Source organism: Bacillus sp. JKS001846 (assembly GCF_900176455.1).
In the GTDB taxonomy this organism is placed as follows: Bacteria; Bacillota; Bacilli; order Bacillales; family Bacillaceae_G; genus Bacillus_A; species Bacillus_A cereus.
The window spans coordinates 5,222,501-5,237,208 of the sequence record NZ_FWYG01000001.1; the positions used below are offsets into that span (position 1 = coordinate 5,222,501).

Genomic DNA, 14,708 nt, shown 5'->3' on the forward strand with positions numbered 1-14,708 from the left:
AATTTACACGAGAGTGAAAATTCTAAATTTTATGTTATATTATTAGTATAGGAGCGTGGTGAGAATGAGCATTAAGTATTCAAACAAAATCAATAAAATCCGGACCTTTGCATTAAGTTTAGTATTTATCGGCCTCTTCATTGCATACTTAGGTGTCTTTTTCCGCGAAAACATTATTATTATGACAACGTTTATGATGGTTGGCTTTTTAGCTGTTATCGCTAGCACTGTCGTTTACTTTTGGATTGGTATGTTATCTACTAAGACTATCCAAATTATTTGCCCAAGCTGTGATAAGCCAACCAAAATGCTCGGCCGTGTCGATGCATGTATGCACTGCAATCAACCTTTAACACTAGATCGAGATCTAGAAGGAAAAGAATTTGATGAAAAGTATAATAAGAAGAGTTATAAATCATAAGTATCAAGGGAAATACGAATTTGCAACACTACAAACGTTTCAACTCATTAAAAAGTTGATTTCTTAAAAAATCAACTTTTTAATTGTTTTATTAAATTTATTACACCTATTTTTTCGAAATAACAGTAAACATCCCTGTCATATTAGGCGAATAATCTTTAAAATCATATTTTTCGTAGAATGATGTTTTACCTTGCGACGCAAACAAACCAATGAATGCTTTATCTGGAGCATTCTGATTTAAGTATTCTACTAAAGTATTCATTATTTTCTTTCCAATACCATTCTTTTGATACTCTGGATGAACCACTATATCTTGAATATAGAAATAGATAGCCCCATCACCAACAATTCTCCCCATGCCGATGATTTGATTATTATCCTTGACTGTTATACAGTAAATCGAATTTTGAAGTGATATTTCCGCCACCTCAAAGTTCATATAGTTAGTCCATCCCACAGAATCACATAAATATTTATATTCTTCCAATGTTGGAATGTTATTTTTAATCTCATATTTCTTCAAAATGTCCCCTCCCAGAATTCATTTCCACCAATACAAAGTAAATTCGACAAACTTTTATCTAACCCTCCTTACTAACTTAGCACTGTAAATCCCGATTAACCTCACGCTAATCCTTATATAATAAAGAAAGAGGCTGACGTATAGCCGTCAGCCTCTTTCTTTATTATATATTACGCCTTATGACACTCTGGACAAACGCCATAAATTTCTAAGCGATGACTATTGATAACGAAGCCTGTCGTTTTCGCAGCTTCCTCTTCCAGCTTTTCCAAGCCTCCATAAGGAAAATCAACAATCTTACCACATTTTTCGCAAATCACATGATAATGTTGACTTGTAACATAATCAAATCTACTTGAAGCGTCTCCATAAGTTAATTCCTTTACAAGTCCAACCTCTTTAAACACACGTAAGTTATTATAGACAGTTGCAACACTCATATTTGGAAACTTACCTTCTAATGCTTTATAAATATCATCCGCTGTTGGGTGCGTCATTGATTCCACAAGGTACTCTAAAATAGCATGACGCTGTGGAGTAATGCGTACACCCGTATTTTTCAGCATTTCTAGCGCTTCTTTTAATTCTTCTTTGACCACCGTCATGCACCCCGATTCTATACGGATTATTATTTTATAATTCTTATAAAGAGTGTACTCCTTTTCTTATAAATCGTCAATATTTCTACTATAAGTATGTAGTTTATTTTTATATTCAGGACTTGTTTTTATGTATCTTTCCCTTTTTTCTTCATATATTCCATAGAAAAAAGTGCGACATAATCGCACTTGGAATACTATCATCTGAGGAGGTATGCCCTACACTTCCACTTTATGTAAGGCAGTAAAATATGTATAGACATTTGCCTTGTTTCTGCATATTTTATCCCCAATGTAGATTTATTTTATATAAGAAAGAACATCCTCAATATGTCCTTTCACTTTCACTTTACGCCACTCTTTTACAAGTTCACCGTCTTTATTAATAAGGAATGTAGAACGCTCGATTCCCATATACTCTTTCCCAAAGTTCTTTTTTAACTTCCAAACATCGTATAACTCTGCTACTTTATGATCTTCATCTACTAAAAGTGTAAATGGCAATTCATGTTTCTCAATGAATTTCAAATGTCTATTCGCTGAATCAGGACTTACTCCAAGAATAACCGTATCCTTCTCTTGAAATACTCCATACGCATCACGAAAATCACATGCTTCAGTTGTACATCCTGGCGTCATATCTTTGGGATAAAAATAGAGAACTACATTTTTACCGCGGAAATCAGCTAGGCGAACTTCTTCTCCATTACTTCCCTCTAATGTGAATTCTGGTGCCATTTCTCCTACTGTAATCATAGTTATCACTCCTACTCTTTTCCTTTACTATAACAAATGCTTCCTTATTTTTCATTGTCTATTACAGACCTCATCACAAAAGCAAAAGGGAGTGTATATCCAATTAGCGCTTCTGCGATTGCAATCCATCGCCCAATTCCAATCGGAGATATGTCACCATATCCAACAGACAATAAAGTAACTGCGCTAAAATATAAACAAACTTCGACGAGTTGAAAAGAATGAGCGTTCAAACTTTCTCCGTCCTCTTTCAAAACTGCGAAACCCATTTCCTCTAATACAACGTAACTTAATCCAAATGCGATTAGTACTGTTGTATAGATTAAAAATAATGTGGCCAAATTATAGAGCGAAAAAAAACGCGTTGAATCCGAATAGGAACTCCATAATAATTGGACACTTTTCAAAATAGCGATTGCTGCAATTAATAGAATAAATCCCCATAACATGTCCTCCACCTCATTTTATATGTATGAGGTGGAGAACTGATTTATCCCTTAGAAACGAACAAGCTTCTATAATTAATTACCCGCGCCTCGATACCTTTTTACCCCTTGGTTCCAGAGGGTGATTGCAATCGTAAAACAGATAATACCAACAATTGGCGTCGCAAATGCATAACTATTCCATTCTGTTTTTCTTAAAAAGTATGCTGCTGGATATACTCCAACAAACGCAAACGGTAAAACGAACGTTAAAATGAAACGAATTACACGATTATAAATATTAACAGGATAGCGCCCGTAATTACCTATGTTATACATAAGAGGCATAATTGAACTTTTCGCATCCGACCAAAAACCAAGGCTCGCCAACGTAACAAATATCCCTCCATATACAAGTGCTCCTCCTCCTACCATCAATATAAATAAGAAGAAATCATACCAGTAAAAAGATAATTGTAACTCCACAGCTGCATATCCCATTACAACAATCCCTGTAATAGCTCCAATTAAAGATTCAAGTTCCATTCTTTCTAATATAATTTGAAATAGGCTATGGATCGGTCGCGTTAATACACGATCCATCTCCCCTTTAATAATGTATCGATCATTAAAATCCCATATATTAAAGAAAGCTGAAAAGATGGCAAATGGTACTAAAAAGAAACCATAAATAAAGATTACCTCTTCTCGACTCCATCCCTTCAATGCTTGTGTATGCCCAAATACAACGAGAATAAATATTAAATTAACTGCTTGAAGCGATAAATCAGAAAGTAAACCAACGATAAAATCGCCTCGATACTCCAATTTCGTTTTTATATATTGACTTGCATATTGTAAAAATAAGTTTATATATAGCATCTCATCATCCCCCTTGTACAATTAGACGTTTTCTCGCCGTTCTCCACATGAGTACAATTGGAATAATAAGTACAATCGCCCAAATCACTTGAAATACTAAAGCCTCATACAACTTACTCCCCTGTATACCTTCAGAAAAAATCATACTTGGAATATAACTAATAGCCTGAAACGGTAAAAACATCATTGCTTTTTGGGCCCATAACGGATAAAAACTAATTGGTAATAATAAACCTGAAAATAAATCAATAACAACGCGTTTTGCATACATAATCCCACTATTATTAAATAGGAAAAACGTAAGCATTCCCGTCATTAAATTAATTTGTGTATTAATAATAAAACTAAATATTAAAGATAAGAAGAAATATAACCAAGTTTGAAAATTCGTTGTAATTTGCAACGAAAATAATAACGTAACGATAACCATGCCTGGAATGGAAAAGAAGGCAAAACGGAATATTCCCTCGCCAAGACCTTGCATAACTTTCATTCCCAAATAGTTATACGGACGAATTAATTCTACAGCCACACGTCCTTCTTGAATCTCCATCGCAATTTCCCTATCTATATTATTAAAATAGAAGGCACGTGCCATCCACGCGATTGCGATATACGTGGTCATTTGCGAAATAGATAAACTTTCAATATTCTCTTTTCCGCTATAAATTGCTTGCCATAAAAAATAGTAAGCACCGATATTAATCGTATAAATTAAAATCCCGCTATAGTAATTTGTACGATACGCAAGCATCATTAAAAAGCGAATTCGAATCATTTCAATATACTTACCCATGCGTAATACCTTCTTCATAAATGTTACGAATAATTTCCTCTGTAGACACTTCGTTAATTTTTAAATCTTTAATTTGAAATGCTTGTACTACTTTAGAAATAAGCATTGAAATAATAACTTCTTCATTCGGAATTTTTGCAACCCATGCATTTTCCTCTTTCGCTTTCGACCAAACGACATGATTATCTGGCATAACCATTGATAAAGCCTGATAGGAAACTGGTGCAACAAACTGAAAGTGAATTTCCTTCTCTGCTCCCCACTGCGTACGAAGATTACTTAAAGAACCGTCATACATAATATTCCCTTCATCCAGCATGATAACGCGCTCACATAAAGCTTCAATATCAGTAATATCGTGTGTTGTTAATAAAATTGTTGTTTTATAACGTTCATTCATTTCTTTTAAAAATTCACGTATTTTCAATTTCACAAGTACATCTAACCCAATTGTTGGCTCATCTAAAAATAATAACGGTGGATTATGAATTAAGGCTGCCGCTAATTCACAACGCATCCTTTGACCAAGAGATAATTTTCGAACTGGTTTATCTAATAAAGGCCCTATATCTAACGTTTCAATTACGTGCTCCATATGCTCCTTATACTGAGCGTCTGATACACCGTACACTTTCTTTAATAAACGAAACGATTCTTGTACTGCAATATCCCACCAAAGTTGCGAACGCTGTCCAAAAACAACACCAATTGTTCTTACAAATTCTTCTCTTTGTTTATGTGGGTTCATTCCATTTACTGTGATTTGCCCTGATGTCGGAGTTAAAATCCCCGTAAGCATTTTAATTGTTGTTGATTTACCAGCACCGTTCTCACCGATATAACCAACCATTTCACCTTGCTTTACAGTAAAAGATACATCATTTACTGCTGGTACTATTTTATAATTACGATTTAATAAATCGCGAAATGCACCCTTTAAGCCCGGACGACTTGAATAGGCTGTAAACTCTTTACGTAACCCTTGTACCTCAATTACCGATTTCATAATCGGACCCCCCTCCTAAATGTCACAACGAATAGTTTACCCAACTGCCTGCGCTATCACAAACAATACGTCTTTTCGAAAAACATGTTAGAATAATACATAGATTTTTGTAAGGAGATGAATTGTAGTGAAATTCACAAAGTCAGAAGCATTACATAAAGAAGCTTTAGAGCATATCGTGGGCGGTGTTAATAGTCCTTCTCGTTCTTTTAAAGCAGTTGGCGGCGGCGCTCCTGTTGCTATGGAACGTGGGAAAGGCGCTTATTTCTGGGATGTAGACGGAAATAAATATATCGATTATTTAGCAGCATACGGTCCTATTATTACTGGACATGCTCATCCGCATATAACAAAAGCAATTACAACAGCTGCTGAAAATGGGGTACTTTATGGAACACCAACAGCGCTAGAGGTAAAATTCGCAAAAATGTTAAAAGAAGCAATGCCTGCATTAGATAAAGTCCGTTTCGTAAACTCTGGTACAGAAGCAGTGATGACAACGATTCGTGTTGCTCGTGCTTATACAGGTCGCACAAAAATCATGAAATTCGCTGGTTGTTACCACGGTCATTCTGATTTAGTACTTGTGGCAGCTGGATCTGGTCCTTCTACTTTAGGAACTCCTGACTCAGCTGGCGTACCACAAAGTATTGCACAAGAAGTTATTACTGTTCCATTTAATAATGTAGAAACTTTAAAAGAGGCTTTAGATAAATGGGGTCATGAAGTAGCAGCTATCCTTGTAGAACCGATCGTTGGAAACTTCGGTATTGTAGAGCCTAAACCAGGATTCCTTGAAAAAGTGAATGAACTTGTTCACGAAGCTGGCGCATTAGTAATTTATGATGAAGTTATTACTGCTTTCCGCTTTATGTACGGTGGTGCTCAAGACTTACTTGGTGTGACACCTGACTTAACAGCGCTTGGTAAAGTTATTGGCGGCGGCTTACCAATCGGTGCTTACGGTGGTAAGAAAGAAATTATGGAACAAGTTGCTCCGCTTGGACCTGCATACCAAGCTGGTACAATGGCAGGAAACCCTGCTTCTATGGCATCAGGTATCGCTTGTCTAGAAGTGCTTCAACAAGAAGGGCTTTATGAGAAATTAGATGAACTTGGTGCAATGCTTGAAAAAGGAATTTTAGAACAAGCAGCGAAACATAATATCGACATTACATTAAACCGTCTAAAAGGGGCTTTAACTGTATACTTCACAACAAATACAATTGAAGATTACGATGCCGCACAAGATACAGACGGTGAAATGTTCGGTAAATTCTTCAAGCTTATGCTTCAAGAAGGAGTTAACTTAGCACCTTCTAAATACGAGGCATGGTTCTTAACTACAGAACATACAAAAGAAGATATTGAATATACAATCGAAGCTGTCGGCAGAGCATTTGCTGCCCTAGCAGACAATAAATAATCCCGTCATTAAAAGGAAAAAAGAAAGCTCACCTTTCTTTTTTCCTTTTTTCTATTTCATAAATTCCGTATTAATAGTATAATTATTCATAATTATCTGTTTTATACTCTTTTACAGCATTACTATCTCTGTGTACAAGGTGATTCGCACCTTAAATAGTAAGATTATTCTAACTTTTACAAGAGGGGGGATTGACGGATGCTCAATAAAAAAAATACATGGACACCGTCTTTATTTCGAGATTATAGAAATGCAGAACATGATGCGTGTGGAATCGTTTCCGTTATGGAGAAACGAAAAATTGCTACAAAAGAAAACATTGACCTTTGCATACAATCACTCGTCAAAATGAATCATAGAGCTGGTTTCATTAATGGTGAGGGCGATGGCATCGGCATTCACATTGATATACCAAAAACGCTTTGGAATGAAAAACTAAAAAGTAGCGGATATAATCCAACGATTGTGGATCATCCCCACTTTATCGTTGGACATTTTTTTCTAAATAAAAAAGAAGACATTACTGTCTTAAAAGATTATATTCATACGCAATTAAACAACAAAAACTTTACTATCATTTTCGAAAGTGATGATGTAACAAACTCAGATGCACTCGGTCCACTTGGTAAACAAGAAGAACCTTTATTTTGGCAAGTTGCCCTTATCGCAGAAAACGAAATTACAAATATTGAGCAAACATTATTTTCTGTCACAATAAAAATAGAGGAAAACGAAGCAATTCATGTTGCTTCATTAAGTCGTGATCATGTTGTATATAAAGTTCTAGGTGCTGGTGATACGCTTGTTGCCTACTATAATGATTTACAACATCCGCTTATCGCTTCAACTATGACATTAGGACATAACCGCTACTCTACTAATACATTATCTAATTTTTTTCGTGTACAACCATTTAGCATTCTCGGACATAATGGTGAAATTAACACAATTGCGAAATTACGCGATCAAGCTGAAATGATTGATGTACCACTTACTGCAGGAGGCAGTGACTCTCAAGATTTAAACCGCACCTTAGAAACCCTACTTGTTCAATACAACTACAGCTTATTTGAAGCAATGGAAATTCTATTCCCACCAATTATTAATGAAATTAAACTTTATGAAACACCTTTACAAGATTTATATACGTATATACGTGAAGCGTGGGGACATTTTGCCCAAGGACCAGCTGGCATCATTTCCCGTTTTAAAGATGAAGCTGTTTTCAGCGTTGATTCCCTTGGATTACGCCCAGTATGGAAAGTAGAGACAGAGAGCTCTTATATTTTCTCTTCTGAACCTGGAGTTGTATCACCAACTAAATATGTAGCAGAACCAAAACCACTCGCTCCTGGAGAAAAAGTCGGATTAAAATGGAATGAACAAGATGAACTTGTTCTTTATGAATATGACAAATATCAAATCCAAGTATATAACCGTTTTAAAAAGCGAATTGATACTACCAATTACCATTTAAATTTATCTATCCCTGAAACGAAAAAAATCCAAGGGCTATGTGATTCTATTCAAGTTGAAACGAAACAATACGTCGCTTTCGGATGGGACCGAGAACATATTCAACTCCTTGAACAGATGGCAACAAAAGGCGTTGAGCCAATACGCTCACTTGGGCATGACTCACCACTTGCCGCACTTGATACTGATAGACGAAATATCGCTGACTTCATTAAAGAAAGTGTAGCTGTTGTTACAAACCCTGCAATTGACCGTGACCGTGAAATTGAACACTTCTCTACACGTACTGTACTTGGAGAGCGTCCAAGTTTATTAAGCGGCGCAAAACGGCCATTTGTAGTTGAAATGCTTTCACCAATTATTTTAGAAGGCAGCGTGGCACAACCTACTGCAGAGGAATTACACACAATTACGTACGAACAACTCATAGAGCTATTTAAAACTCATAACTCTATCGCCACAATCTCTGCTACATTCAGCTCGTCAGAAACTCTACAATGTGCATTAAGCCGCATTAGTTCTGAAGCGATAGCTGCTGTTAACAATGGTGCTTCCCTACTAGTATTAGATGACGCAAAAGCCCATCTAAATGAAAGATTGTGGATTGATCCACATTTAGTTACTGCTAAAGTACATCAAGCATTAAGTGAAAATAAATTACGCCGCCATTGTTCTCTCGTTATACGTTCTGGTGCCCTTCGCTCCTTACATGACATTGTCACGCTATATGGATTAGGAGCAGATAGTATTAATCCATATTTATTATTCGCGACTGTAAATGATGGAACAAAAACACCAATTACGAATCTGTATAATGCACTTAATAAAGGATTAGAAAAAGTCATTTCAACAATTGGAATTCATGAGTTACGTGGTTACGGACGTCTCTATTCATCTATTGGGTTACATGAAGAAATCGCAAATATATTACAGATTACAAATTTCTTCGGTTCAAATGATTTAGCTTTTTCACTTGAATCACTTGCTGAAGATGCAAAAATGCGAGCGGATGATTATAACAATCCTAAAATTAGAATGCGAAAATCATTTCATATATTCCCGCGAATTTGGAAAGCAATCGGCGATGTTGCAAAAGGAAATTCTTATGATGATTACCGTGACAAGTTAAGTGAACTAGAAGAGAATAATCCCATCGCAATCAGACACCTTGTTCAAACGAAACAAACAAAACATGTCGTTCCAACTGAAGAAGTATCTATCGGCATTAAAAACCATGATTTTCCATTTATCATTAGTTCTATGTCATTTGGTTCTCAAAACGAAATTGCCTTTCGCGCATATGCAGAAGCGGCCGATCAGCTAAATATGATTAGCTTGAACGGTGAAGGCGGCGAAATTAAAGATATGATTGGAAAATATCCACATACACGTGGACAACAAGTGGCATCTGGGCGATTTGGAGTAAATGCCGAACTACTAAACTCATCGAACTTAATTGAAATCAAAATCGGTCAAGGCGCAAAGCCTGGGGAAGGTGGGCATTTACCTGGTTCAAAAGTAACAGCCAAAATCGCTGAAGCACGTAATGCGACAATTGGCTCAGATTTAATTTCACCTTCTAATAACCATGATATTTATTCAATTGAAGATTTAGCTCAAATGATTACGGAAATTAAAACAGCTAATCAACTTGCCAAAGTAGCCGTGAAAGTCCCTGTCGTTCCTAATATCGGAACAATTGCTGTCGGTATCGCCAAAGCTGGTGCTGATTTTATTAACATTAGCGGATTCGATGGCGGAACAGGTGCTGCACGTATTCACGCCTTGCAACATGTAGGTCTTCCTGTAGAAATTGGTGTTAAAGCCGCTCACAACGCTTTATTAGAAGCGAGCATGAGACATAAAGTAGAGATTTGGGCAGATGGTGGTATTCGAAGTGTAAATGATGCCTTGAAAATCATGCTTCTCGGAGCAAACCGTATTGGATTTGGCACACTATCAATGATTGCAATCGGCTGCACTACTTGCCGTGGGTGTCATCTAGATACTTGCCATGTCGGAATTGCAACACAAATCGAGTCTGAAGCACAAGCAAAGGAACATGGGTTACGCCGCTTCGTCCCACGCGAATTAGAAAGCGCAGTTACTGGCCTGCTAAATTTATTCACCTCTTTCGGTATAGAACTAAAACGATTAACAGGACAGCTTGGGTATACAAATTTACAAGCAATTGTTGGGCGTTCTGATTTATTAGAGCAAGTTCGAGGCGAAAATTTATTAAACTTACGTAATTTATTACAAATAATAGAACATCCATCTGTTACAACAACAGATGGTGTACCAGAAAAACAATTTAAGACAGTTCATTCCGCTGACTCAAAAGAATTAGTAGGCGTTGGTGTAGAGCAACGCGTTATGGGCGGTCTAGAATCATGTTATCGCGTTCGCAGTAAACTATATGAAGCTACTCAACTTGAACCACTTACATTAAAGTATACGAATGGTTCTATTCCCGGAAATGGGTTAGGCGCTTACAATAGTGAAAATTTATTTATACACGTAAATGGCGGCGCACAAGATGGCATTGGTAAAACTTCCTTTGGTGGTGGGATTTATATAACGAAATCAAAAGGAAAAGACGGAGTATATTATAACGGTTCTGTCGGAAAAGGATTTGGATATGGTGCACAAAAAGGGGCACTATACGTGCAAGGGAACGCTGATGCTCGCGCTGGCATTCGCCTTTCTGGGGCAGACATGATAATTGGAGGTAGAATAACAAAACCACTCCGTGAAAAAGAGCAAGGAAATATAGGTGCATACTCCAATATTAAAGGTTTTGCTTTTGAATATATGACAAATGGGCGAGCGCTTGTTTTAGGTGACCCTGGTCCATGGATTTGCGCTGGCATGACTGGCGGTGTTGTTTATTTGCGTCATGATTCAAACTTAGGCCTAACAGAACAGGCCTTAAAAAGAAGAATTGCAAAAGGGGCAAATGTTACATTACAACCAATTAGTAAAAATGGTTTGAAAGATGTAACTGAATTATTGCTAGACTATATTCGTGTACTAAACGAACATGAGCAATATGAGGAAGTTGCTTTATTAACAGCATTATTAGATGATATACAGAACCAGTTTTTTGAGATTATCCCGAAAAAAGAACAGGCAGACCCATCTATCTCAACAGAGTAAAATGAGTAATTTTCATTATTAAGAAAAAATTGACGAAGTACGCTTCTCATAGTAATCTATAGTAACAATTTGAGACCTGCTGAAATTCAGCAGGTTTTTTTACTAAAAACTGATGTTTAAAAGGAATTAGGAAAAATTATAAAGTGAAACTTTAATTAGCCTACACCAATCGAGCGTTTACCGGCATCTAGCTTCTAATTTTTGAGGCAGGAATCTTACTACTCACAATTAGCGGGATAAAATGAACACTAATTTCTTTTAACGTCACTAAAATATCACTTGCTAACATATTGTAATGAATGTATAGTATCATGTTGTACATTCATTATGACAAGAGAAAGGATCTTATTAAGGGTATGAAACTTGGTGCTCGCATTTTAAAAACGGGTATTGCCATCACGTTAGCTTTATTTGCTTGTATTTTACTTCAATTACCGAGTCCGGTATTTGCGGGAATTTCAGCTATCTTTGCTGTTCAACCGTCTGTATACCGTTCTTATTTAACAGCACTTGAACAAATTCAAGCAAATGTAATTGGTGCGATATTTGCTATCGCATTTGCTACTGCTTTTGGACATAATCCTTTTATTATTGGATTAACATGTATATTAGTAATTGCTCTTACATTACAATTACGATTAGAAAACACAATATCAATTGCTTTAGTAACAGTTATCGCCATTATGGAGTATCAAGGCGAAGATTTCTTTAGTTTTGCCTTACTTCGATTTGCGACGATTATGATTGGTATTATTGCGGCTTCACTTGTAAATTTAGTATTTATGCCGCCAAAATATGAAACAAAACTTTATCATCGTATCGTTGATAATACAGAAGAAATTGTAAAATGGATTCGAATGAATAGCAGGCAGGCTTCTGATTTTACAACGCTAAAAACTGATATTGATCGTATGAAAGAAAAAATGATTAAACTAAATCATTACTATTTGCTGTATAAAGAAGAAAGAAGCTATACGAAAAAAGTAAAGTTCGCAAAAATTCGTAAGCTCGTTTTATTCAGACAAATGTTAGCGACAACAAGCCGTGCTTTAAGTACGTTAAAATCATTACACCGTACTGAAAATGAACTGCGCTATATGCCGGAAGAATTTCAGGAATCTATCCAAAATGAACTTGACTCATTAACGCATTATCATGAACAAGTTTTATTAAAATTTATTGGTAAAGCAAAAAAACAACAATCAGTTGAAATGCTTGATGAAGTTGAAACAGGTAAACAAGAATTAATTGATATCTTTATGGAATATCAAAATAAGGACGATGAAGAAGCATATAAAACATGGTTACATCTCTTCCCTCTTATTTCTTCCATCATTAACTATAGCGAAGAAGTAGAGCATTTAGATTTGCTTGTAGATAGCTTCTACACATATCATAAACCAGAAAAAGAACTCCAAATCGATGATAAAAAAGAAGACGAATAAAAAAACAGCTCCTTTTATGGTAAAGGAGCTGTTTCTGTTATATGTTGAAGTTGATATAAATTGTAATAAAATCCTCTTTTTCGCATTAACTCTTCATGAGAACCAGTCTCTTTAATCTCACCGTCTTCAATGTAAATAATCGTATCAACATGCGTAATCGTCGCTAATCGATGTGCGATTATAATCGTTGTCCGGTCAGCAGCTAACGTCTGAAGCGCCTCTTGAATATACCTTTCATTTTCTAAATCTAATGCTGAAGTTGCTTCATCTAATATAAGTACCGACGGATTCTTTAGAAACACTCGTGCAATTGCCACGCGTTGTCTTTGCCCGCCTGATAGCTTCACACCACGTTCTCCAACGACAGTATTATAACCATCTGGTAAGTCTATAATAAAATCATGAATTTGCGCAGCTTTGGCAGCTGCAATCACTTCTTTCTCTGTAGCTTTCGGATTTCCATATAAAATATTAGCTCCAATTGTATCGCTAAACAATAAATTATCCTGCAGTACAATTCCAATATGACTACGCAAATTTCTCATATTGTACTTTCTTACATCTATGCCATCTACATAAACCGCGCCTTCAGAAACATCATAGAAACGCGGGATCAAACTAGCAAGAGATGACTTTCCTCCCCCACTCGCTCCTACAAGCGCTACTTTCTCTCCAGGCTGCATAGTTAATGACAAGTTGTGTAATATCTCTTTTTCATCTGCATTATAACGAAAAGAAACATTGTCAAATACAATTTCTCCATTTAATTTTTTCGTTTGTACCGCATTTGGTACATTAACAATATCGTATTTTTCATCTAACAGTTCAAACACACGGTCCATCGATGCAAAAGATTGTGTTAATGTTGTAGATGAATTAACAAGGCGGCGAAGCGGACTATATAAACTATCCATATATCCAACAAAAGCTACCATCGTTCCTAGCGTTAACTGCCCTTGAATTACTTCATATGCTGCAAAACCAATCACAAGTAACGGACCTAAATCGGTTAACGTATTTACTGCCGAAAATGTTCTTGCCGTCCAACTTGTATGGGTTAATGCTTTCGTTAAAAATTCATTATTTCTTTTTTCAAACTGCTTCCCCTCATACTCTTCTAACGCAAAGCTACGTGTCACTTGCATTCCTTGAATACGTTCATGCAAATACCCTTGCATCGTCGCTAACGCTTGTGAACGCTCTTTCGTCAATTTCCGAAGACGTCCGAAAAAATATTTCACTGCAATTACATAAATAGGTAAAATCAATAACGCAACAAATGTTAATTTTATATTCATAGAAAACATAACAATGATAGCAATAGCAATTGTTGCAGTATCTAACCAGACGTTCATCAAACCAGTAATTACAAAATCCTTCGTTTGTTCTACATCATGGATGACACGCGAAATAATCTCCCCTGTTTTTGTATTGGAGTAATAACGTAAACTTAACTTTTGTAAGTGACCGAAAATATGCTTCCGCAAATCATACAGTATTGTATTTGCGATACGTTGGGCGAAATATTGACGATAATATTCAATCGGTGGTCTTAATACCGCAAAAATAAAAAAAGCAATTCCAATCGCTGTTATTAATTGAGATGTTTTATCTTGAAGTGAGCCCGCGCCTTGAATTACATCATCGATAATATACTTTAATAACCACGGCATAATAAGTGGGATACCGAACTTAACTAGTCCAATAATAATTGTAATAGCAATAAGCCATCGATATGGTTTAACAAATTGTAAATATCTTTTTATGCCTTGCACATAATCCCCCCTCTAA

General features: G+C 36.1%; 12 protein-coding genes. 4 read left to right on the forward strand and 8 right to left on the reverse strand.

What is annotated here, in order from left to right; translation table 11 throughout:
* The first annotated feature begins 64 nt into the window (after positions 1-64).
* Entirely contained in the window at positions 65-421 is a 357-nt protein-coding gene (locus B9A45_RS27780) for a YgzB family protein (RefSeq protein ID WP_000025058.1), read from the forward strand.
* 106 nt (positions 422-527) lie between these two features.
* Here the strand turns inward: B9A45_RS27780 and B9A45_RS27785 are convergent, their stop codons facing one another.
* From B9A45_RS27785 to B9A45_RS27815, 7 genes are all read right to left on the reverse strand, one after another.
* On the reverse strand, positions 528-947 hold the full coding sequence (locus B9A45_RS27785) for a GNAT family N-acetyltransferase (RefSeq protein WP_000759738.1): 420 nt from the start codon (positions 945-947) through the stop codon (positions 528-530).
* Positions 948-1,117: 170 nt separating this feature from the next.
* Positions 1,118-1,546, reverse strand: a complete 429-nt coding sequence (gene perR / locus B9A45_RS27790) for a peroxide-responsive transcriptional repressor PerR (RefSeq protein WP_000237829.1) — start codon at positions 1,544-1,546, stop codon at positions 1,118-1,120.
* A gap of 300 nt (positions 1,547-1,846) precedes the next feature.
* The gene (gene bcp / locus B9A45_RS27795; protein WP_000633710.1) at positions 1,847-2,302 is read right to left on the reverse strand and encodes a thioredoxin-dependent thiol peroxidase; all 456 of its coding nucleotides are present in this window, start codon (positions 2,300-2,302) and stop codon (positions 1,847-1,849) included.
* 44 nt (positions 2,303-2,346) lie between these two features.
* A complete protein-coding gene (locus B9A45_RS27800) occupies positions 2,347-2,751 on the reverse strand; it encodes a potassium channel family protein (protein ID WP_000964343.1) in 405 nt (134 codons plus the stop codon).
* Positions 2,752-2,823: 72 nt separating this feature from the next.
* On the reverse strand, positions 2,824-3,609 hold the full coding sequence (locus tag B9A45_RS27805) for an ABC transporter permease (protein ID WP_000965772.1): 786 nt from the start codon (positions 3,607-3,609) through the stop codon (positions 2,824-2,826).
* A 4-nt stretch (positions 3,610-3,613) separates the two neighbouring features.
* A complete protein-coding gene (locus tag B9A45_RS27810) occupies positions 3,614-4,405 on the reverse strand; it encodes an ABC transporter permease (RefSeq protein WP_000521519.1) in 792 nt (263 codons plus the stop codon).
* Positions 4,398-5,411 carry an ABC transporter ATP-binding protein gene (locus tag B9A45_RS27815; RefSeq protein ID WP_000843658.1) on the reverse strand — a complete coding sequence of 338 codons (1,014 nt, stop codon included), beginning with the start codon at positions 5,409-5,411 and terminating at the stop codon, positions 4,398-4,400. The genes B9A45_RS27810 and B9A45_RS27815 overlap by 8 nt, the downstream gene beginning before the upstream one ends.
* A 127-nt stretch (positions 5,412-5,538) precedes the next feature.
* On the opposite strand from B9A45_RS27815, the gene hemL reads away from it, so the two are divergent.
* The 3 genes from hemL to B9A45_RS27830 all read left to right on the forward strand — a co-directional run bounded on the left by hemL (position 5,539) and on the right by B9A45_RS27830 (position 12,917).
* Positions 5,539-6,837 carry a glutamate-1-semialdehyde-2,1-aminomutase gene (hemL, locus tag B9A45_RS27820; RefSeq protein WP_000673241.1) on the forward strand — a complete coding sequence of 433 codons (1,299 nt, stop codon included), beginning with the start codon at positions 5,539-5,541 and terminating at the stop codon, positions 6,835-6,837.
* Between the two features lie 198 nt (positions 6,838-7,035).
* A complete protein-coding gene (locus B9A45_RS27825; protein ID WP_084065536.1) occupies positions 7,036-11,472 on the forward strand; it encodes a glutamate synthase-related protein in 4,437 nt (1,478 codons plus the stop codon).
* Positions 11,473-11,828: 356 nt separating this feature from the next.
* Positions 11,829-12,917, forward strand: a complete 1,089-nt coding sequence (locus B9A45_RS27830) for an aromatic acid exporter family protein (RefSeq protein WP_000765787.1) — start codon at positions 11,829-11,831, stop codon at positions 12,915-12,917.
* A gap of 14 nt (positions 12,918-12,931) precedes the next feature.
* Here the strand turns inward: B9A45_RS27830 and B9A45_RS27835 are convergent, their stop codons facing one another.
* The gene (locus tag B9A45_RS27835) at positions 12,932-14,692 is read right to left on the reverse strand and encodes an ABC transporter ATP-binding protein (protein ID WP_001161596.1); all 1,761 of its coding nucleotides are present in this window, start codon (positions 14,690-14,692) and stop codon (positions 12,932-12,934) included.
* Between the last annotated feature and the right edge of the window lie 16 nt (positions 14,693-14,708).

Bases quoted from the DNA above. Each gene is read 5' to 3' on its own strand.
- B9A45_RS27780 (WP_000025058.1), top strand. From the start codon at position 65: ATGAGCATTAAGTATTCAAACAAAATCAATAAAATCCGGACCTTTGCA.
- bcp (WP_000633710.1), bottom strand. From the start codon at position 2,302: ATGATTACAGTAGGAGAAATGGCACCAGAATTCACATTAGAGGGAAGT.
- B9A45_RS27800 (WP_000964343.1), bottom strand. From the start codon at position 2,751: ATGTTATGGGGATTTATTCTATTAATTGCAGCAATCGCTATTTTGAAA.
- B9A45_RS27805 (WP_000965772.1), bottom strand. From the start codon at position 3,609: ATGCTATATATAAACTTATTTTTACAATATGCAAGTCAATATATAAAA.
- B9A45_RS27810 (WP_000521519.1), bottom strand. From the start codon at position 4,405: ATGGGTAAGTATATTGAAATGATTCGAATTCGCTTTTTAATGATGCTT.
- B9A45_RS27815 (WP_000843658.1), bottom strand. From the start codon at position 5,411: ATGAAATCGGTAATTGAGGTACAAGGGTTACGTAAAGAGTTTACAGCC.
- B9A45_RS27825 (WP_084065536.1), top strand. From the start codon at position 7,036: ATGCTCAATAAAAAAAATACATGGACACCGTCTTTATTTCGAGATTAT.
- B9A45_RS27830 (WP_000765787.1), top strand. From the start codon at position 11,829: ATGAAACTTGGTGCTCGCATTTTAAAAACGGGTATTGCCATCACGTTA.